The following is an 18,987-nucleotide window of genomic DNA, read 5'->3' on the forward strand; positions in this document are numbered from 1 at the left end:
TCGGAAACGATGTTCACGAGCAACCATCAGGTGGGGCCAGATCAAACCGTCGCAACACCACCGGCGAGTCGCAAACGGGGCCAGGTCTAGCCGTCGAGCCGGGGCCTCTTCAAGCTGTCATAGCCACGCGACATTGCGCGGGGTAGGTGGTAGCTGCGGCTGGGCATCCGCCTCACAACTGCCCACCTACTCCTCGTCATCGTCCCGCAAGGCACTGATGGCGCTATAGATCGCCCGCCACTTGTTGCGGGACCGCGCGCCGGGGTGACGAGGCAGCCACCCCACCCCGGCGCGCACCACCAAGACGCCGCCCGCACCACAGGCGGAAGACGCGCTCCCCAGGGTCCGCGCCGTTGACGACTCACGGGTATCCCACGCCGTTCAATGTGGGCGACACCAACACAGTGTCCGACTGAGTCCAGTCCCGAGAGGGATGCCGGTTCAACGCCAGTCCGGTCACGAAAACGGGTGCCCGCGCCGACCTGCCGACTCACCTCGGCAGGTCGGCTGCACCAAAGCTTGGGGAACCGCCAGCGACACACCACCGGGAACAAGCGCTGAGAGCAACCCCACCCAACCCCAAAGGAGCACGCGGATGCACGACCTCATCAACACACTCCGCTACCTCCACGCCCTCGCCGTCGCAGCACTCGACGACCTCGCAACCCACATCAACCGCGAGCGACGATGACCCTCGACCTACCCGCCCCAGCCGACCGCATACGCAACCGAGCACACGGCGAAATCAAACGCAGCCGAGCCATCCAACGCGACGCCATCCGACACGGCAACAACGAACGCGCCGAAGTAGCAGCACGCCACATCGACCGCATGCTCGACGACCTACTCAGCCTGCGGAAGGCCGAACGAACGTGACCGAAGACGGATACGCCGCAGCCGCACGCATCCTCGATCAAGCCGTGCGAGACGCCAACAACGCGTTCAACCAAGCATCCGGCACACAAGCCGACATGGTCACAGGATGGGTCACAGCGATCGGATGCACCGACGGCACCGAACACGCCTTGCTCATCCTCCATCCCGGCCTCGACAACTCGCCGATGCAAGCACCATGGATCACCACCGGACTGCTCCGCGAGACCCTAGGCGTCGTCGAAGGCAACGGCACCACCTGCACCTGCGACGACGAGCAGTGAACCCCAGGGGGAGGTGCCCCCAGGCCGGCCCCAGGACGCTCCTCGGGGCATACGCCGATGTGTGTGTCACCCGGGGGTAGGGGGTAGTCGTGCCGTTCGCGTCGACCACGATCCGCACTCGGCGTCGCGCTGAGGTGCGGCGTCGTGATGGTGACGCGCCGTGTGCGCTGCAGATCACCGCCGACTGCTTAGCTCTCGGCGGGCAGATCGACTACGACGCCCGCTCCCCTGACCCGCGATCGTTCGAGGTCGACCATGTTGTCAGCTCGGATGAGGCCACGCGCATGGGATGGTCGCCCGTCGAGGCGGACGCGCTGGACAACTGCCAGGGCGTCTGCCGCCAGTGCAACCGTGAGAAGTCGTCCGGTGATCGCGAGGTTGCACCGGTTCGGCCGACGTACGTGAACCCGAGATTCGCCTGATCTTGCGCCGACCTTGGCGCGCTACGCCCACGCCGGGCGGTCAACCGGCGGTTCAGGAAGGTAGTCCCATGGCTAAGTACGCCACTCTCAACGACGCGATGGAAGCGAACGACGAACTGGCCGAGGCTGAGATCCGGTACCGGATGCTCGCTGAGGCGTTCGCGGAGCTGCCTCAGCTGCGGTCGCAGTTGAATGCCCAGATCGAGCGCGCCAAGGCTGAGATCGTTCGCCTGCGTGCCCTCGCGAAGCCGAGTGACACCCCGAAGACCGATCCGGGCAACGTGGTCCCGTTCGATGCCGGCCGGTTCCGCAAGTCGAGCTAACCCGGCACCGCTCGTTGATCTAGCTCGTCACTGTGTCATCCCCGACGACATCGCTTTCACCCGCTATGACGAACTGATCGCGCCTGAGCTGGCAGGCATGGGCGTCACGCTGGATCGTTGGCAGGAAGACATTTGGTACGCGGCGCTCGGTGTCCGTGAGGACGGGACGCTGGCGTGCGACGTTATGGGTGTCACGTTGAGCATCAGCCGGCAGTGCGGCAAGACGTGGGGCATCATGGCCGGCCTGATCGCGATCTGCTTGTCGCGTCCGGGAACGTTGGTTATCTGGTCGTCGCATCATGATCGGACGTCGTCGGAGACGCTGACGAAGATCGCGGGCATCGTCGAGAAGCCGGCGATCCGCCCGAAGATGCGCGCCCAGCATCCGGTTGTGATGACGGATGACTCTCGAGGTGTGCACTTCGAGAACGGGTCGCGGATCTTGTTCGGCGCTCGAGCGTCGGGGTTCGGCCGCGGCTTCTCCGAGGTCGACGTGCAGGTGTACGACGAGTGCCAGAATCTGGTTGAGTCAGCCCTGACGGACATGCTGGCCGCGATGAACGTGTCCGACCTCGGGTTGGCGTTCTTCATGGGTACGCCGCCGCGGCCGAAGGACGTCGCGCTCGGCGTGCATGAGGCGTTCAAGCGTCGCCGGGACCGTGCGCTCGAGGAGAAGAAGCGCCGGCCGTTCAAAGGCGTGTATGCGGAGATGTCGCCCCGCGCCCCGGATGCGGTGTCCACAGACATCGACGCGCCGGGGTTCTGGGGCAACCTGTCGGACGTCAATCCGGCGTACGGGTTCCGGGTGGGCAAGTCCGCGATCGAGCGTCTGGTCGAGAACATGTCGCCCGATGACGTACGCCGCGAGGTGTTCGGCATCTGGGACAAGACGAACGAGTCGTCCGCGGTCATGCAGCGTGACGCTTGGAACGCGCTGGCGGCGGATCCTGCCGAGTTGGGCGCACCAGCGTCGTTCGGCGTGAACGCGACCCGATCGGGTTGGATCTGGATCGTCGCTTGCTGGCGTGGAGACGACGCCGCGCACGTCGAGATCGCGCTTGGAACGCAGTCGGAGTCCGAGGCGACGAGCTTCCTCACCCGACACGCGACTCGTCGCGTTCTGGTCAAACACGATTCGACCGGTGCTGCGAAGACCGTCGGCGAGAAGCTCAAGCAGCTCGGCTACGGCGCATCCGCGTACACACAGAACGAAGTTGGAGCCGGCAATGCGCTGTGGCTCGGGATGGCAGAAGGGGGGCGACTGTCACATGGTGGACAACAGGAACTCTCCGATGCAATTCGAGGATCACGGCGGCAGGACCGTAAATCGGGAGGGTGGACTCTGATGCCTCGTTCCGATTCGTTCGACATTGGCCCCGCGATTGCGATGTCCGCGGCCGTGTATGCGGCGATGACTTCGCGGGCTCCGACGGGTACGGGTCGTTCCGCAAGTACTGGCCGGGTCGCTTCGACCGGCCGGCGGGCTGGGGTGACGTAGATGGGCCAGACGAACGTGCGGATCCCTGGGCTCACTGTCGACGAAAACAGTCTCGTCAACGGCCTTTTAAAGCAGATCGACGACCTGCGTATAAGTAACATGCTGAGGACGTCGTACTACGAGAACAAGCGGTCCATCCGGCAAGTCGGCACCCTGATCCCGCCGCAGTACTACAACCTGGGCCTGGTCCTCGGTTGGACCGGCAAGGCGGTCGACGCGCTCTCGCGCCGATGCAACCTCGAGGGGTTTGTGTGGCCTGACGGCGACCTGGCGAGCATCGGCGGCGACGATGTGTGGGACGACAATCACCTGTCATCCGAAACCGACAGTGCGATCGTGTCTGCTCTCCAGCACGGGCCGGCGTTCCTCATCAACACAGTCGGCGATGACGATGAGCCTGACGCGCTGATCCACATTAAGGACGCCACGGAGGCCACCGGTGAATGGAACCGTCGTCGCCGGCACCTCGACAACCTGCTGTCGGTGATCGACAAGGACAAGGAAGACAACATCCTTGCTCTGGCGTTGTATCTCGACGGACAGACTATTACGGCGCAGCGAGACAAGGCATCGCACAAGTGGCAGGTCGACCGGACGGACCACGTCTACGGCGTCCCCGCTGAGGTGCTGCCGTACAAGCCTGCACCGAAGCGGCCGTTCGGGCAGTCTCGGATCACGCGGCCCATGATGGGCCTGCAGGACGCCGGCGTTCGTGCGTTGCAGCGTCGTGAGGGGCACATGGATGTGTACTCCTACCCTGAGGCGTGGCTTCTCGGTGCCGACGAGTCGGTGTTCAAGAACGCAGACGGCACGCAGCGCGACATGTGGAACATCCGCCTTGGTCGCATCAAGGGCATCAACGACGACAAGGACGAGGCGAACCCTCAGCTGGCGCGCGCCGATGTCAAGCAGTTCCCGGCGTCGAGCCCGGAGCCGCATTGGGCGGACATCAACGGCCTGTCGAAGCTGTTCGCTCGAGAGTCGGGGTTGCCTGACAGTGCGTTGGCGATCAGCGACATGGTCAACCCGACCTCAGCTGAGTCGTACGACTCGTCGCAGTACGAGTTGATCGCGGAGGCTGAGGGCGCTGTCGATAACTTCACGCCGGCCCTGCGGAGCTCGTTCGTGCGCGCGCTGGCGATGCGGAACGGCATCGCCCTCAAGGACATCCCGAACGCGTGGAAGTCGATCGACGCTCAGTGGCGGAACCCGCGGTATCTGGCTCGCTCGGCGGTCGCGGATGCTGGCATGAAGCAGCTGTCCATCGCGCCTGAGCTTGCTGGCACTGAGGTGGGGTACGAACTGCTCGGCCTGACGCCGCAGCAGATCAAGCGGGCGATGGCGGATCGTCGACGCTCGACTGGACGTGCCGTGCTCGAGGCCCTTCGTCAGCCCGCGGTGACCGCAGATGACAACGCCGACCGAGCTTCGTAGTTCGCTGATCCGTCTGAGCGACAACGCTGAGGCAGATCTCGCGGCACTGTGGGCGAAGCTCGACGCAGCCACGGTCAGTGACGCGATGTTCGAGGTGATGCCTGCTCTGGTCGCCGACTACGGCGACGCGGCGGCCACCCTGACCGCCGAGTGGTATGAGGCGTATCGCGCCGCGATCAACGTTGCTGGCGCGTACTCAGCCTCGCTGACCACCATCGACCTGGGGGCGAACGCACTCGCCGGTTGGGCCGTCGATCTGGCTCGCATCAACTGGGATACCGCGCTCGCTCAGATTTCGGGCGGCTTGGTGAAGCGGGTGATGACCGCGAGCCGGCAGACCATCGTGGACAACACCGATCAGGATCCGCGGACGGCCGGGTGGATGCGAGTTGGCCGGCCGCAATGCGGCTGGTGCGCGATGCTGATTTCCCGCGGCGACGTGTACCGGAGTCGGGAGACTGCTGACTTCGCGGCGCATGACAACTGCAAGTGCGCTTGCAGCCCCGCGTGGGATCAGTCGCAGATCACCTCGGTGCGTAGGGAGTTCGTGCCTACCGCCCGCCGCCGGTCCGAGAAGGCGACCGAGGCTGACCGCGCTCGAGCTAAGGCTTGGATCGCAAAGAATCTTCCCGTCACGTCGTGACGGGGTTACGCCCACGTCCGGCGGTCAACGGACGGATCAGGAGATAACACATGTCTGACGCAGTTGAAGGAACCGTTGAGGACCAGGGCGCCGAGGCGCCGGTTCAGGAGTCCGCCAAGGACGAGAGTGCCGGCAAGACGTTCACCCAGGACGAGGTCAACAAGCTGATCGGCGCGACGCGGACCGAGGAGCGAAACAAGGCCGCGACCAAGTACGCCGACTACAACGACCTCAAGCAGGCAGCGGAGGGCAAGAAGTCCGCCGACGACCGCATCGCCGAGCTGGAGAGCAAGTACGCGAAGTCCGAAGCAAACGCGCTTCGTCTCCGCGTCGCTGGCGACTTCGGCATCAGCACCAAACGCGGCGCCGACGGCGAACCGTCCGACGCCGAGCTGTTCCTCACCGGAACCGACGAGGAAACCCTCACAGCTCAGGCAGCACGGCTCGCTGCACGGAATGCCGAGCAGGCGAAGGCCGAAGCCGAGCGGAAGAAGAAAAGCCCGATCGTGTCCAAGGAGGGCACGTCAACACAGGGAACGACCACCGAAGAGGACGACCGCGAGTTCGCGCGGGCGTTCTTCCACGGGGGAAGTTCCTAACCCGAAAGGAACAATCCCATGGCCGTCCTCAATACCGGTAGCTTCCAGCTCCCCCGCCACTTGGTGTCGGGCGTCTGGCAGAAGGCGCAGGGCCAGTCGGTCCTGGCGCGTCTGTCCGCCGCCGAGCCCCAGGAGTTCGGTGAGCAGCAGTACATGACACTGACCGCCCCGCCTCGTGGTGAGGTCGTCGGTGAGAGCCAGGAGAAGAGCGAGTCGACTGCGCAGTTCGCGCCTGTCACGTCGCTGGTCCGCAAGGTGCAGGTCACCCAGCGGTTCAGCCAGGAGGTCAAGTGGGCCGACGAGTCCCGTCAGCTCGGCGTCCTGCAGACGATGGCGGACCTGTCCGGTGTCGCCCTCGGTCGTGCCCTCGACCTGATCGGCATCCACGGCATCAACCCCCTCACCGGCGCCGCGCTGGCCGGCACTCCGCCGAAGATCCTCGACTCCACCAACGTTGTGGAGCTGACCACGGCGACCCTGGCGCTTCCCGATCAGGCGATCGAGGCGGCCGTCGGCCTGGTGCTGGACGACAGCATCGCCCCGAATGGTCTGGCGCTCGACAACAGCTACGCGTTCAAGCTGGCGACCCAGCGCCACCCGCAGAGCGGCCAGCGGCTGTACCCGGAACTCGGGTTCGGTTCGAACTTCGACGCCTTCATGGGCCTCGGTGCTGCGGTGTCCGACACCGTCCGTGGCGGCCCTGAGGCTGTGACCGCGTCGACCGGCGCGTACCGCACGACCAACCCCAACATCAAGGCGATCGCGGGCGACTTCACCGCGTTCCGCTGGGGTGTGCAGGCCAGCATCCCGCTGACGCTGATCGAGTACGGCGACCCGGACGGGAGTGGCGATCTGCAGCGCAAGAACGAGATCGCGATCCGCTCTGAGGTCGTGTACGGCGTCGGCATCCTGTCCACGGACGCATTCGCCGTGGTCAAGGACGCGGTCGCCAACACCTAAGCCAAGAAGGAGAACACCCAATGGCTGACGAAATCGAGACGGTCACCCTTGTCGCTCCGAATGGGGTGACGGTGTCCGTCGCGGCGTCGAAGAAGGACGAGCGGATCGCTGCCGGCTACCGCATTCCGGGACCGGAGAAGCGTCCGCCTGGTCGTCCGCCCAAGTCGGCGAGCAACTGAGGGATGGGGCGTGACTCGTGACCGACATCATCGAATCCAGTGATCTGCCTGACGACGTCGCATCGAACGCGATGGTCGACATGTGGGTCGCTGGGGCGAATGCAAAGGCGGTTCGAGTCGCGCCCTGCCTGGGATCGACGACACCGGGCCCCACCGAGGATCAGCTCGCTGAGGCGAAGCTCATCCTCGCGGGTGCGGTAATCCGCTGGTCCCAGGCGGGCGCTGGCGCGGTACAGCAGCAAGTTGCCGGGCCGTTCAGCCAAACCCTGGACACGCGACAGCGCGGTGGATACAACCTGTGGCCCAGCGAAATCTCTCAGTTGCAGGACATCTGCAAGACCAGCGGGCAGCAGGCGTACGGCATCGACACTGTCCAGGTGATCGGCGGACACTCCCCGATCTGCTCGATCTACTTCGGTGGCGGGGCGTGTTCGTGTGGCGCGTCGATTGCTGGGCAGCCGATCTATGAAACCGACGTCTCGTGATCTTCCCTCTCCCTTTCGTCGCCCGGCATCACGCCTACACCGCGGGTGTGGTGAACGAGGACGGCAACACGGTTCCGGGGCATCTGGATCCGGTGTCGGTGGCGTGCATTTGGTGGACGCCGTCGAGTGCGGAGCCGGCGACGGGTCCGGTGAACTCGGATCGGGTCGTCGCGGATGTGGTGATCGCGGTTGATTCTGCTGTGCGGGTCGATTCGCGGGACTTCTTCACCATCGCTGAGCTGATGGATCCGGTTGGTGATCCGATGCGGCTGGATGTGGTGGGGATGCCGAAGGATTATGACCACGGTCCGTTCGGGTTCGCTCCGGGTCGGCGGATCGTCGAGCTGAAGGCGGTGAACGGCTGATGGCTGTCCGCATCAAGTTCAACGAGGCCGGGTTCCGTGCATTGCTGACTTCGGCTGGTGCGCAGGCGCTGGTTGATGAGCATGCGCAGCGGATGGTTTCGGGTGCGAATGCGGTTCCGTCGACAACACAGCCGGCGCATCAGGGTCCGTATTACGAGGTGGAGGACGGTTCTGATGGGGATCGCGCTCGGCGGCGTGTTGTGACCACGGACGCTCGTGCGGCGGCGCATGAGGCGAAGACGCACGCTCTGTTGAGGCAATTGTGATCGTCGCGCCGGATATGACGGGGATCGCCCGTCAGTGCATCTTGGACGGTCTTGCCGCTCTGGGTGTGCCGGCGCAACCGGTGTCGACGCGGACTCCGAATCCGCGGCCGTCGTCGGAGCGGTTCATCACGTTCCAGGTGCTGGGCGGTCGGAAGAAGAATCTGCGGATCGCGCAGCACATGGTGGTGGCGTTGGTGCACGACAAGGTCGCCAACGAGGTCGCTTGCCGGCGGGCCGCGTATCAGGTGGCTGCGGTCCTCGAGGACGCCGCGAACACGGTCCAAGTCGTGAACCTCTCGAGCGTCGAGTCTGTTGTCGCGTCTGACGATCCCGCTGTGTCGGCGGCGTGCCGATATCAGGTGACGGTCTCGTGGACCGTCGCGTACCCCACTAGCTAGTTGAAGTAGCCGAGGACTGATCGAGCCCTGCACCACTCCGGTGTGGGGCTATTCGCCGTGCCCAAAGCAGGGGCGGCACAACCCCTGACAAAGGAGAGCCAGCATGGCACACACCCTGGTAAAGAACACCGGCGTCTTCAAGCCGGGCGTGAACGGCGGCATCTTCCGCTACCCGCTCGGCACCACCGTCTCGACGAACCCGTCTGCAGCTCGCCCGGTCGTGGCGAACTGGGATTCGCGGGTCGGCGGTTGCGACGAGGACGGCATGATCACGTCGACCTCGCGGGACCAGGAGAAGAAGAAGGACTGGAACGGCGACAAGGTTCGGTCGATCCAGACCGGCAAGGACGACACCATCAAGTTCAAGGTGATCGAGCCGAAGTCGCCTGCGGCGAAGCGCCTGATCTTCGGTGAGCAGAACGTCACCGTCACCGCGGCCACCGTCAGCTCGGGCACCCTGATCGAGACGAAGAGCAACAGCGACATGCTGGAGCACTTCACGTTCGTCGCCGACACGCTCGACGGCTCCGATCGTGTCCGCACCATCGTCCCGGATGCGCAGGTGTCGGAGATCGGCGACATCATCTACCAGTCGAAGGACTGGCAGGTCTACGAGGTCACCCTCGAGCTGTACCCGGATCTCGCCGGCAACACCTGGTACGAGTACACGGAGCTGGACGACAAGCTGGTGACGACCAACGTCACCGTCACTGTCACCGGTACCCCGACGGGTGGCAACTTCACGCTGACCGTGGGTGGTCAGGAGACCGCTCCGATCGTGTACAACGCTGCGACGTCGGCTGTGAAGGCGGCGCTCGAGGCTCTGTCGACGGTCGGTGCCGGCAACGCGACCGTGACCGGTTCGGCGGGCGGCCCCTACTCGGTGGCGCTGGTGACCGCTGGTGTCGCGACGGTGTCGGCGGATGGTTCGGGTCTGACCGGCGGTACTTCGCCGGGCGTCACCGTCTCCTGACCGTGACGGGTGGCCGCGCAGCCCACGAGGTTGCGCGGCCGCTACCCGGTCATTAACACCTGTAGCTCAATCTTTCCCGCAGACTTTTTCTCCGCGATCACGTCGCCTTTGTTCCCGTCGGTAAGCGTCGTTGTGCACGTGCCGGTTGTCGGACTTGTGGTGATCGTGAAGAGAACATTCTTACTGTCTGATCCGATGCCGTAGCGGTTGTCGAATTTCTCCGACCCCTTGCCGATCGTCAAGGTGATGGCATTCCGGCCGATGAGGTGGTCCTCGTCGATGAGCCCGTACTTGATATGCACACCTGCAACGCCGTCTGTGCCGCAATCAGCTTGGGCGACAAGTGAAGCATCCGCGCCGGTCAGTTTCGGTGGACCGTCGTCCCCTTTTGCGCCACACGCTGCCACCAGTAGCCCTGCGGCCAGCACTGCTGCAGCCGCCCCCATATTGATCTTCATCCCGCGATCGTACGCCCGAAATGACGGCGTCTCGCCCCTGATTGTCGTCCCGCACCGCTCATTCCTCGGCGGCGGTGCGGGGCGGCTCCATTTCACTACCGCAGCCGAGGGAAAGCCGAGGATAATCATGGCAAAGAAGGCAGACACGCAGGGGCCGGAACTCGTCGAGGATCTGGACGCTGTCGAGACCCCGGACGAGCAGGCCGAGGAGAAGCCTGCCCCGAAGCCGGGTGACGCCGACTACGACTGGTCAGCGCACTACCCCGCCGATGCGAAGCTGTTCCGGCACACGCTGCCGAACGGCAAGGTGATCGCGATCCGCGAATTCGGCGCGATCTACTCCAAGGGCTGGCTGTACAAGATCCGCAACTTCGATTCGGATGTGGACTTCCAGTTCGCGGCGATTGACCGTGCGGCGTGCGAGACGGCGCAGGCGCTGATCGCATCGGTGGACACCCCCGTCGATGGCGATGCGGATCCCTTCGACGAGCTGTGGTCGGCGTGGGTCGCTGCAGCCACTTCCCATGACGGCGAGAAGGGGATGACGCCGGGGGAATGATTCGGCTGGCTCGGATCGCGACCGATGAGCGTTGGGCTGACGCCCTGCATCGGGACTTGCTCCGAGACCAGCAGACGTTGGACAGCATCGGCTGGTTGGACCTGCGCGCCTACATCGACCACAGCCCTGAGGGTACCGCGCTGCGGGAAGCGTTTGACGGCGCAACCACTTCGATGGCGGTCCTCATCGCACAACTGCGGCACGACATCGCAGTACTCACTTGGAACTTCCGTTCAGCGAACGGGATCCAAGGCGAGCCGTACCCGCAAATCGAGATTCCCGGCCTCGATCGCGCCGAAGAAGCGCAGCCCGAGTGGACCGACGAGGGCATCGAGGAACAACTGAACAACCCTGCGTTGCAGGCAATCATGGCCGCCTGATCGCGCCATAGAGGAGGTGTCTAGATGCCCGAACTCGCAACAGCGTGGGTGACTCTGACGATTTCCGCCCGGAATGCGCGCCGTGACATTCAGCGTGAGTTGGATGGTGTCGACGGCGGCGCAGCAGGCCGGCGTGCTGGTCAGCGGTTCTCTGCAGGGGTTGCGGGCGCGACGAATCTGACTGCTGTTGAGCGGCAGATGGTGGCCGCAGGACAGCGCGCGGGCCAGGCCGCAGGTAAGGCGCTCGGCGTCGGACTGAAGGCAGGGGCCGCGGCTGGCGTTGCCGCGGTCGGTACGTCGATCAAGCTCGGCGCCGACCGCCTCCTGGCGATCGATGATGCGCGGGGCAAGCTCAAGGGTCTCGGGCATGACGCAGCTGCGCAGGCGAAGATCATGGACTCCGCGCTGACAGCGGTGAAGGGCACAGCATTCGGTCTCGGTGATGCGGCGACAATTTCGGCTTCTGCTGTCGCGGCGGGGATCAAGCCCGGTGCGGAGTTGACGAAGTACCTGAAGTCGACGGCGGACGCGGCCACGATCGCCGGCTCCTCCTTGTCGGAGATGGGCTCGATCTTCAACAAGGTTCAGACCGGTCAGTCCGCTATGACGGACGACCTGAACATGTTGGCCGATCGAGGCGTGCCGATCTACCAGTGGGTCGCCAAGGAGATGAAGATCTCTGCCGGGGAGGTCAAGAAGTACGCCGAGAAGGGCAAGATCGACTCGGCGACGTTCTTCAAGGCCATCAACGACAACATCGGCGGCGCGGCACTCGAGTCGGGCAAGACGGTCCGCGGCAGCTTCAACAACATGAAGGCTGCGGTAGGACGGTTTGGCGCGGCGTTAGATGAGCCGTCGTTCAAGCGGGCGCCAGCTACGTTTACGGCCATCACGAGGGCGATCGACGACGCCACCCCGGCCGCGGGTCGGTTCGCGCAATCGTTGGACGCGAAGGTGTTTGAACAGTGGGTGCCGGCAGCACAGCGCGCATGGCGAGAGCTGTCGGCGAACCCTGAGGTCCGGTCGAGCATGGCCGAGGTTGGTCAGATTGTGTCGTCGATCGGAATCACCGCCCAGCAGGTGTGGCCGGCGATTCAACAGATCGGGGCTAGCCTGGGCCAGGCGTCTGCGGCGTTGGGTGTGTCGGGATGGCGGCTGTTCCTGACGACTCTCGAAGCTGCGGCGGGTGTGGTCAATGCTCTCGCTGGGCCGTTGCAGACCGTCGCGGACTTGATGCGGGATCACCCTGGTCTGGTGACGGCGGCACTGGCGGGCTGGCTGGCATTTCGGACGGTCCCGAGCATTCTTGGAAACCTCCGCACAGGTGTCGCTTCTGTAACTACGGAGGGCGCTAAGGCTTCCGGTGCTGTGCAGAACTTGGGTGCAGCTTTCGGCCGTCTGCAGGGCGGCGCGGACAGGATTCGGGGTATCGGATCGGCATTTGCCGCGTACGGCGGCTCGTTCAGGGATGCGGTCGCTGAGGTTCAGAAGATCAATCCATCGTTATCTCGGGCGCAGGCGAGTGTTGCGACGTTCGGTGCGTTCGCCGGTAACGCTGCGCAGTCAGGTTTCGGTGCTCTGCGGAAGGGCGCGTCAGGTGTTGTCGATGCGCTTGGTGGGCCGTGGGGCGCGGCGTTCGCTGCTGCTGGTATCGCGGCGACTGCGATCATCTCCCAGAACCAGAAGTCGGCGCAGTCTATGGATGCTGTGCGGCGGGCAGCTAAGGAGGCTGCATCAGCGCAGAACGAACTCAATGACGCGCTGATCGCGAACCGCGGGTCTGCGACTGCGGCTGATGTGAAGTCGGCGGGTAAGGCGCGGGTTGATGCGTTGCGGCAGGAGCTTGAAGCGACGGCATCTCGCGAAGGCTCGTGGTGGGACCGCTCTCGGAATGAGGCTGGAAACACGACGTTAGCGAGCATGTTCGCCAGCGCATATGGCGGTGGCACTGGCAAGGGTGACACGAAGGCCGACGCGATTGACCGGCAGGCCAACCAGGCGCGGGAGGCGACCGCCGCCCTTGACGCATTGAAGCTAACGCAGCAGTCGTTGTCTGACGTGACGTACGGTTCGTCGGCGGCATTCCAGGCGATGGTTTCGAAGCTTGATGCGGCCGGTGACGGTGGCAAGCAGGCGGCGGACAAGCTTCGGGAGGCGCGGAAGCAGTTCCAGGATGCGCAGGCTGTTGCACAGAAGTTGACCCCGGGGATCTCAGACCTGTCGAAGGCGATGCAGATTCTCGGCGACAAGACGGCGAGTGCCGCAGACAAGTCGAGCGCTCTGAAGACCGCGCTCGACGCGCTAAACCCGGCTCGCACAGCGGCTGACGCCGACGGTTCTCACACGAAGACGCTGCAGCAGATCGCGGAGAAGGCGAAGGAAGCGGCCGACGCAACCGGCGGGCTCGGCGATGCCTTGTTCCGGGCGAACGGCTCGATCAATGCGACTTTGCCCAATGGCGCTGCACTGAACGACACCCTGAAGCAGATGGTCGACTCGACTGCAGATGTGGCGTCCAAGGGTGGCGACATGCCGGCGGCGCTGGCCGCGAACAATCGTGCTATCGCGGATCTAGCCCGGCAGTACGGCACCACCGAGGAGAAGATTCGCGCAGCTGCGAACACGTTGGGGCTGCAGGACGCGATTTGGGCGACTGCCGCGGCTAAGGGTAACGACGTTACTCGCTCGATTGGCGCTGTCGCGACAGCGTTCTCGAAGGTGGACGGCAAGACAGCCTCGGTGACGGTGAAGACAACCGATATCGAGTCGGCGAGGAAGCAGATCGAGCAGCTGGGCTTCTCGGTGCAGTCGCTGCCCGATGGTACGACGACGATCACCGCGCAGACTGATGCGGCGAAGCTGCGACTAGCTGAGATTCAGTCGATCGTGACTGCCGGTATCCCTCCGAACAAGCCTGTGAACGTGTCGGCTCCCGGTGGCGATGCGGTGTTCCAGCTGCTCAAGTCGCTGGGCGCCGAGGTCACGATAAACAACAACAAGGACATCCAGGTCCAGTCGCCGCTCGCGCCGGCCGTTCTCGAGCTGCTGCGCAGCCTGGGCATCGAGGTGCGACAGAACAACGACAAGACGATCACGGTGAAGTCTGTTGGCGGTACCGAGACTTTGACGATGCTCAACGGCCTAAAGGCAACGATTGAGCAGATCCCGAACGAGAAGCGGGTCCGTGTCACGTACACGGGAGCGGTCACTCCGAACGCAAACCCGAATCCGTCGCAGATCCCGTTGGCGCCTGGTGTCATCCCGAATGCGAACGGTTCGATCACGTCGTATGCGAACGGCGGAATCGATGGCCGCTTGCCGTCGCAGGCTGTGATGCAGCGCGGCCGCGGTCGGGGCCTGGTGCAGTGGGCCGAGGGCGAGACCGGTATCGAGTCGTTCATTCCGTGGGCGACCGGCAAGCGGCGCCGTTCGACGATGATTCTGTCGGAGACGGCGCGCGCGTTCGGGTACCAGTTGGTGCGGCCGGGTGACTTCTTCCAGAGCTTCGCCAATGGTGGCCTGCGCCCAGGCGCGGCAACGCTCAAGGATGTCATCTCATCCAAGTTCGGGATTTCGGACATTGGTGGCTATCGACCTGAGGACGGGTACGGCGAGCATAGTTCGGGACGCGCGCTCGACGTGATGGTCGGGTCGGACAAGTCGAAGGGCGATGCCGTCACCTCGTTTGTCATGGCGAACGCGTCTCGGCTTGGCCTGAAATGGGCGATCTGGCAGCAAGCGATGCACTACCCGGATGGGCGCGTGGTGCCGATGGCGGATCGCGGTTCTCCGACGCAGAACCACATGGATCACGTCCACATCTTCCTTGATGAGTCATCGGACAAGGCTGACTTGTCGTCGCTTGGCGGGTCGTCCTCGGCGGCTGCCGCGTTTGAAGGGATCGGCGACGATTCGGGCGGTAGTGGTAGCGGCTCCAGCGAGACGCAGCCCACCGGCTCTTATGGCGGTGGCGGGTTTGGCCGTTTGGGGACGGCGATCGCGGAGGCGCTGTTCGGTCCTCGTAGCGGCGGCAGTGGCGGCAGTGGTGGTTCTGGTTCCGGTGGCGGCTCGGGTTCGTCTTCTTCGGCGTCGGCGTCGAAGACGGCTGCTGCCCAGGCTGCTAACGCGAAGAAGGTCCGTGAGGCGCAGGACAAGGCCGACGACGCAGAGAAGAAGATCGCGGTTGAGGAGCAGAAGCTCAAGGAGCTTGAGGCTAAGCCGAAGACGAAGGCTTCGGCTCTGCAGGCTCAGCGTGATCGGGTCGAGAAGGCTAAGCGTGATGCGGCGCAGGCGAAGACTGACCTGGAGACGGCCAGGACGAGCGCTTCGACGTCTACCGGGTCGTCGTCCGCGGCTGGTACGTCGAAGCAGCTGGTGGCGGCTCAGAACAAGGCGGAGGACGCGGAGAAGGCGGCTGCGCTGGCGAAGCAGCAGCTGGCGGAGGTTGAGGCGAATCCGAAGGCGACGAAGTCGGCGAAGGAGGCTGCGAAGAACCGTGCGGAGAAGACGCAGCGTGATGCCGAGCAGGCGAAGACTGACCTTGAGGCATTGAAATCGAAGGGGACGGGCTCGGGTAAGTCGGGTGACGGGAAGACCGGGGACAACAGCAGCGACACGTCGGAGTTCCAGTCGTTGGGCCAGAACCTGGTGTCGGGGATGCTGCAGGCGGTCGGCCTGGATGGGTCGTTGTTCTCGAATCCGTTTGAGTGGCCGAACGTTAAGAGCGCGTTTGCGCTGCTCAATTGGGGCGGCGGGCTCGCTAAGTCCCTGTCTGGCAGTGACAGCGAGAACGCGGGCGGCCTGGTTGGTGGTGCCGGCGCTGGTCTCGGGCTGAACATCCCGAACCTCGCGGATCTCGCGAAGCCGCAGACTCCGCAGGCCCCGGTCGGTCCGGGTGGCGCGCTGCCTCTGCGGGGCGGCGGCGTCACCTACGACTTCCGTGGCGCCAACCTCGGTGTGAATCCGAAGGAGATGACGCAGCGGATCGATTCGCGTCAGAACGCCGCTTTCCGTCGACAGAGTGGAGCGCTGGTATGAGCCGCGATGAGTGGGTGATGTTCGACCCGAAGACGGGCCGGCGTTCGGAGCCGACGTTCTCACACTGGCATGACATGGGTAAGTGGCAGGAACTGCTGCAGTCGAAGCAGTCCCGCATCGTGTACGTCTCGCCTGATGGTCAGCGGATCTACAACCTCGCTGGGTCGTTGAAGGGGAATCGTGGTGTCCTGCTTGACGACAAGGGCATCAAGGGCACTACGGGATCGCCTTTCGAGCAGTTGTACAGCGGTGGTCCGTGGCTGATTGGCGAGCGCCCGGAGCGCACGGATTTCGGGAAACGCGTGATCCAGGCCGGATTCCACATCGGGCCGTCGCTGAACAACGCCTCGCGTCTGCGGTACTCGGATACCCCGTTCGCGTTGCGGTCGATTCAGGAGCAGTGGTGGGACGACTGGCCTGAGGATGTCGAGCAGCCAATGGGGTTCTGGGGTGAGTTCACCCGCTATTCCGGGTGGCGGTGGACTCGGGTGCGGAACGGTGAGGCGTCAGATGCTGTGGTTGAGCAGGATCCGCAGTACGCGGGCAACAACTACGTGACGATGCCGATGACGATCCACGCCCCGTTCAGCTTCTTCTCGAAGCGGATGCTGACGAAGGAGTGGCGCAACGCTGAGTCGAACGTCCGCAATCAGGGGACGTTGCGGCTGCCGAATCGTGGTGACTACGCGCAGTGGCCGAAGTTCATCGTGGAGGGCCACGGTGAGGTGACGATCCAGGACGGTGGTCTGGATCGTCAGGTGGAGATCCCGATCATGCGCGGCGACGGCATGGTGTTGGTGGATACGGATCCGTCGAAGCGGACGCTCACGTCGGAGCACGATCCGATCGATACTCCGCTGTACAAGCTGATCCGCAACAGCATGATCCTCGACTTCCTGCTGGGTGATCTGACGCAGGCGAACGCAGGTCTTCCGATCGGCCGCCGTATCCCGGGCGGTGTGGGGTTCATGGCGGAGACCCCGGCGCAGTCGATGGCTGTGGTGAAGGTGACGCACTCGAACCCCAACGGCAAGATCACGATGCTCATGCCCCAGTGGTACCGGCGTGGAGTGGCGGCCTGATGGCGCTGTTTCGCCGGCCTGCGGGGTTGCGGGTCATCGACAAGGCGCAGGATGCGGTCACGAAGTGGCGGCTGCTGAATGAGCGTCGCCTGTTGTGGGAGCGCAGTGGCCGGATGCCGCCGCTCATCCGCGTGTGGGACAAGAAGCTCCACTACCTGGGGACGCTGCTGGGGCAGATGCAGTCGGGTGAGTGGGAGAGGCTGTGGGATGACACGGGCACGGGCACGATCCGGGTGGCGTGGGCTGATTGGCTCGCTGAGCTGGTCGCTCGAGGTACTCGGTACACCGAGGATCTGCACCTGAGCATCGACCCGAACCGGCACATCCGGTCGTGGCGTACTCGGCTGGGGTACCGCATCCAGGCGGTGAAGGAGATGAAGCTCGAGGACGGCACGCGGTGTGTCGAGCTGGAGTTGCTGCAGCTGCGGGAGCACGCGAAGCACATCGCCCTGATTCCGACGCCGTTCTCCGCGCCGGAGTTCCAGCCGTTGAAGTCGTGGATCTGGATTCAGAACGCGGCGTCGAATCTGGCGTTCACGACGCAGCTGAACCTGATGCGGAACTTCCTGCCGCTCCTGTCGATCCCGACGAGCTTGTTCGATCCGCTGCACTGGCTGACGACCCGCGTGGGGAACATGAGCCCGCTGCATTGGCCGATCCAGGTGCAGTTCATCAACCCATTCTTCGATCAGTCGCGGATTGTGCCGCTGGCGGCGAAGGCGCAGATGCTGCACGACATCCACGCCCCGATCGGTGAAGACACGGGTGTCGGCCTGATCGACTACCTGTGGCTCGAGGAGGACAAGGATTCGCCGCACCCGGAGCTTGCTGCTCTGATCGGCGAGGAGTTGGCGAGGCCGTCGCGGAACTGCATCGTGCTGGCTTTCGAGAACAAGTCGGGCGTGACGGGGCCGACGGGTACCGCATTCGATGGTGCGCTGAACGCTGTAGGCGCGCTGCTCGACGACACGCTAACCGAGGTGATTCTCCCGCTCGATCAGGATGGCGACGGGATCACGGATCCGCTGTTCCGCCGGCTGCTGGGTGTGGCTCCGGAGAAACCGTCGCTGGTGTGGCGGGACTGCAAGCACTCGGGGATCCTCACCAGCGAGCATCGGATGCAGCGGCATTCGGCGCAGACGGTGTGGACTGGCGGACAGTCGCCGACATGGCTGAATCAGCTCATCACGTTCGTCATCCGGTATGCGTTGGCGCAGTTGGAGCAGGTCATCAACTACGGCGTCGGTGCCTACCAGCAGCCGGGCACGTCTGGTCTGGACAACGTGTATCAGGGGCAGTTGGACAACATCTTCTTCGCGTGGCAGAAGTTCACGAATCCGAAGGTGGCGCTGGCGATGAACGACTACGCGCTCCTCGATCACGTGGAGAACGGGTCCGGGTATGCGTACGTGGTCGCTGCGGCACTCACGTTGCGGCAGGGCATGTTCAAGACCAGCCCGAAGGTGTCGTTCACGATGACGACCCGCGATGGTGCGCCGCATGTGTACGGCTTCGACTACGTGGTCGGTGACCGTGGCATGTGGGAGATCGCGGAAATCTACTACGTGGATCAGGTGCGGGGCGTGAAGTTCTCCGTTGATGCGTCGAAGCCGATGGCGTTGTCGCTGACGGTGGGTAAGGCCCGTGATCATGATCCGTTTGAGGCGGGGATGAAGGCGTTGGCCGATGGCTGGAATGCGATCGGTTCCTTGGTCGGCGGCGCTGCCGTAGCCGCCTGACCCGGAGAAGTTTGTAGACGGCGGCATGGG

General features: G+C 64.3%; 20 protein-coding genes. 19 read left to right on the plus strand and 1 reads right to left on the minus strand.

What is annotated here, in order from left to right; genetic code table 11:
• Nucleotides 1-872 precede the first annotated feature (872 nt).
• From FK530_RS19060 to FK530_RS19120, 14 genes are all read left to right on the plus strand, one after another.
• On the plus strand, nt 873-1,157 hold the full coding sequence (locus tag FK530_RS19060; protein ID WP_146488563.1) for a hypothetical protein: 285 nt from the start codon (nt 873-875) through the stop codon (nt 1,155-1,157).
• Between the two features lie 89 nt (nt 1,158-1,246).
• Nucleotides 1,247-1,579 carry an HNH endonuclease signature motif containing protein gene (locus FK530_RS19065; protein ID WP_146488564.1) on the plus strand — a complete coding sequence of 111 codons (333 nt, stop codon included), beginning with the start codon at nt 1,247-1,249 and terminating at the stop codon, nt 1,577-1,579.
• Between the two features lie 68 nt (nt 1,580-1,647).
• The gene (locus tag FK530_RS19070; RefSeq protein ID WP_146488565.1) at nt 1,648-1,902 is read left to right on the plus strand and encodes a hypothetical protein; all 255 of its coding nucleotides are present in this window, start codon (nt 1,648-1,650) and stop codon (nt 1,900-1,902) included.
• A complete protein-coding gene (locus FK530_RS19075; RefSeq protein WP_146488566.1) occupies nt 1,874-3,400 on the plus strand; it encodes a terminase large subunit domain-containing protein in 1,527 nt (508 codons plus the stop codon). Before FK530_RS19070 ends, FK530_RS19075 begins: the two co-directional genes overlap by 29 nt.
• Nucleotides 3,401-4,834, plus strand: a complete 1,434-nt coding sequence (locus FK530_RS19080; RefSeq protein ID WP_146488567.1) for a phage portal protein — start codon at nt 3,401-3,403, stop codon at nt 4,832-4,834.
• On the plus strand, nt 4,809-5,477 hold the full coding sequence (locus FK530_RS19085; protein ID WP_146488568.1) for a VG15 protein: 669 nt from the start codon (nt 4,809-4,811) through the stop codon (nt 5,475-5,477). The genes FK530_RS19080 and FK530_RS19085 overlap by 26 nt, the downstream gene beginning before the upstream one ends.
• 50 nt (nt 5,478-5,527) lie before the next feature.
• Entirely contained in the window at nt 5,528-6,076 is a 549-nt protein-coding gene (locus tag FK530_RS19090; protein ID WP_146488569.1) for a hypothetical protein, read from the plus strand.
• An 18-nt stretch (nt 6,077-6,094) separates the two neighbouring features.
• A complete protein-coding gene (locus FK530_RS19095) occupies nt 6,095-7,036 on the plus strand; it encodes a phage major capsid family protein (protein ID WP_146488570.1) in 942 nt (313 codons plus the stop codon).
• A 20-nt stretch (nt 7,037-7,056) separates the two neighbouring features.
• Entirely contained in the window at nt 7,057-7,215 is a 159-nt protein-coding gene (locus tag FK530_RS26290) for a hypothetical protein (RefSeq protein ID WP_166443316.1), read from the plus strand.
• Nucleotides 7,216-7,232: 17 nt separating this feature from the next.
• Nucleotides 7,233-7,700 (plus strand): hypothetical protein, encoded by a 468-nt coding sequence (locus FK530_RS19100; RefSeq protein ID WP_146488571.1) that lies wholly within the window; start codon nt 7,233-7,235, stop codon nt 7,698-7,700.
• 47 nt (nt 7,701-7,747) lie between these two features.
• The gene (locus FK530_RS19105; protein WP_146488572.1) at nt 7,748-8,065 is read left to right on the plus strand and encodes a hypothetical protein; all 318 of its coding nucleotides are present in this window, start codon (nt 7,748-7,750) and stop codon (nt 8,063-8,065) included.
• Complete coding sequence (locus tag FK530_RS19110) at nt 8,065-8,331, plus strand: hypothetical protein (protein WP_146488573.1); 267 nt, start codon at nt 8,065-8,067, stop codon at nt 8,329-8,331. The genes FK530_RS19105 and FK530_RS19110 overlap by 1 nt, the downstream gene beginning before the upstream one ends.
• Nucleotides 8,328-8,729 carry a hypothetical protein gene (locus FK530_RS19115; protein ID WP_146437844.1) on the plus strand — a complete coding sequence of 134 codons (402 nt, stop codon included), beginning with the start codon at nt 8,328-8,330 and terminating at the stop codon, nt 8,727-8,729. Before FK530_RS19110 ends, FK530_RS19115 begins: the two co-directional genes overlap by 4 nt.
• Nucleotides 8,730-8,832: 103 nt before the next feature.
• The gene (locus tag FK530_RS19120; protein WP_146488574.1) at nt 8,833-9,702 is read left to right on the plus strand and encodes a phage tail tube protein; all 870 of its coding nucleotides are present in this window, start codon (nt 8,833-8,835) and stop codon (nt 9,700-9,702) included.
• Between the two features lie 41 nt (nt 9,703-9,743).
• On the opposite strand, the gene FK530_RS19125 is transcribed toward FK530_RS19120, so the two are convergent.
• Nucleotides 9,744-10,160 carry a hypothetical protein gene (locus FK530_RS19125; RefSeq protein WP_146488575.1) on the minus strand — a complete coding sequence of 139 codons (417 nt, stop codon included), beginning with the start codon at nt 10,158-10,160 and terminating at the stop codon, nt 9,744-9,746.
• A gap of 127 nt (nt 10,161-10,287) precedes the next feature.
• Between FK530_RS19125 and FK530_RS19130 the strand changes: the two genes are divergently transcribed.
• The 5 genes from FK530_RS19130 to FK530_RS19150 all read left to right on the plus strand — a co-directional run bounded on the left by FK530_RS19130 (nt 10,288) and on the right by FK530_RS19150 (nt 18,957).
• Nucleotides 10,288-10,719 carry a hypothetical protein gene (locus FK530_RS19130; RefSeq protein WP_146488576.1) on the plus strand — a complete coding sequence of 144 codons (432 nt, stop codon included), beginning with the start codon at nt 10,288-10,290 and terminating at the stop codon, nt 10,717-10,719.
• 77 nt (nt 10,720-10,796) lie between these two features.
• On the plus strand, nt 10,797-11,099 hold the full coding sequence (locus FK530_RS19135; RefSeq protein WP_146488577.1) for a hypothetical protein: 303 nt from the start codon (nt 10,797-10,799) through the stop codon (nt 11,097-11,099).
• Nucleotides 11,100-11,123: 24 nt separating this feature from the next.
• Nucleotides 11,124-16,136: a VldE C-terminal domain-containing protein gene (locus FK530_RS19140; protein WP_146488578.1), complete on the plus strand. Its 5,013-nt coding sequence runs from the start codon at nt 11,124-11,126 to the stop codon at nt 16,134-16,136.
• On the plus strand, nt 16,133-17,218 hold the full coding sequence (locus tag FK530_RS19145) for a hypothetical protein (protein ID WP_146488579.1): 1,086 nt from the start codon (nt 16,133-16,135) through the stop codon (nt 17,216-17,218). The genes FK530_RS19140 and FK530_RS19145 overlap by 4 nt, the downstream gene beginning before the upstream one ends.
• A complete protein-coding gene (locus FK530_RS19150; protein WP_146488580.1) occupies nt 17,218-18,957 on the plus strand; it encodes a Gp37-like protein in 1,740 nt (579 codons plus the stop codon). The genes FK530_RS19145 and FK530_RS19150 overlap by 1 nt, the downstream gene beginning before the upstream one ends.
• The last annotated feature ends 30 nt before the right edge of the window (nt 18,958-18,987 follow it).

The organism is Tsukamurella conjunctivitidis (genome assembly GCF_007858475.1).
GTDB lineage: Bacteria > Actinomycetota > Actinomycetes > Mycobacteriales > Mycobacteriaceae > Tsukamurella > Tsukamurella conjunctivitidis.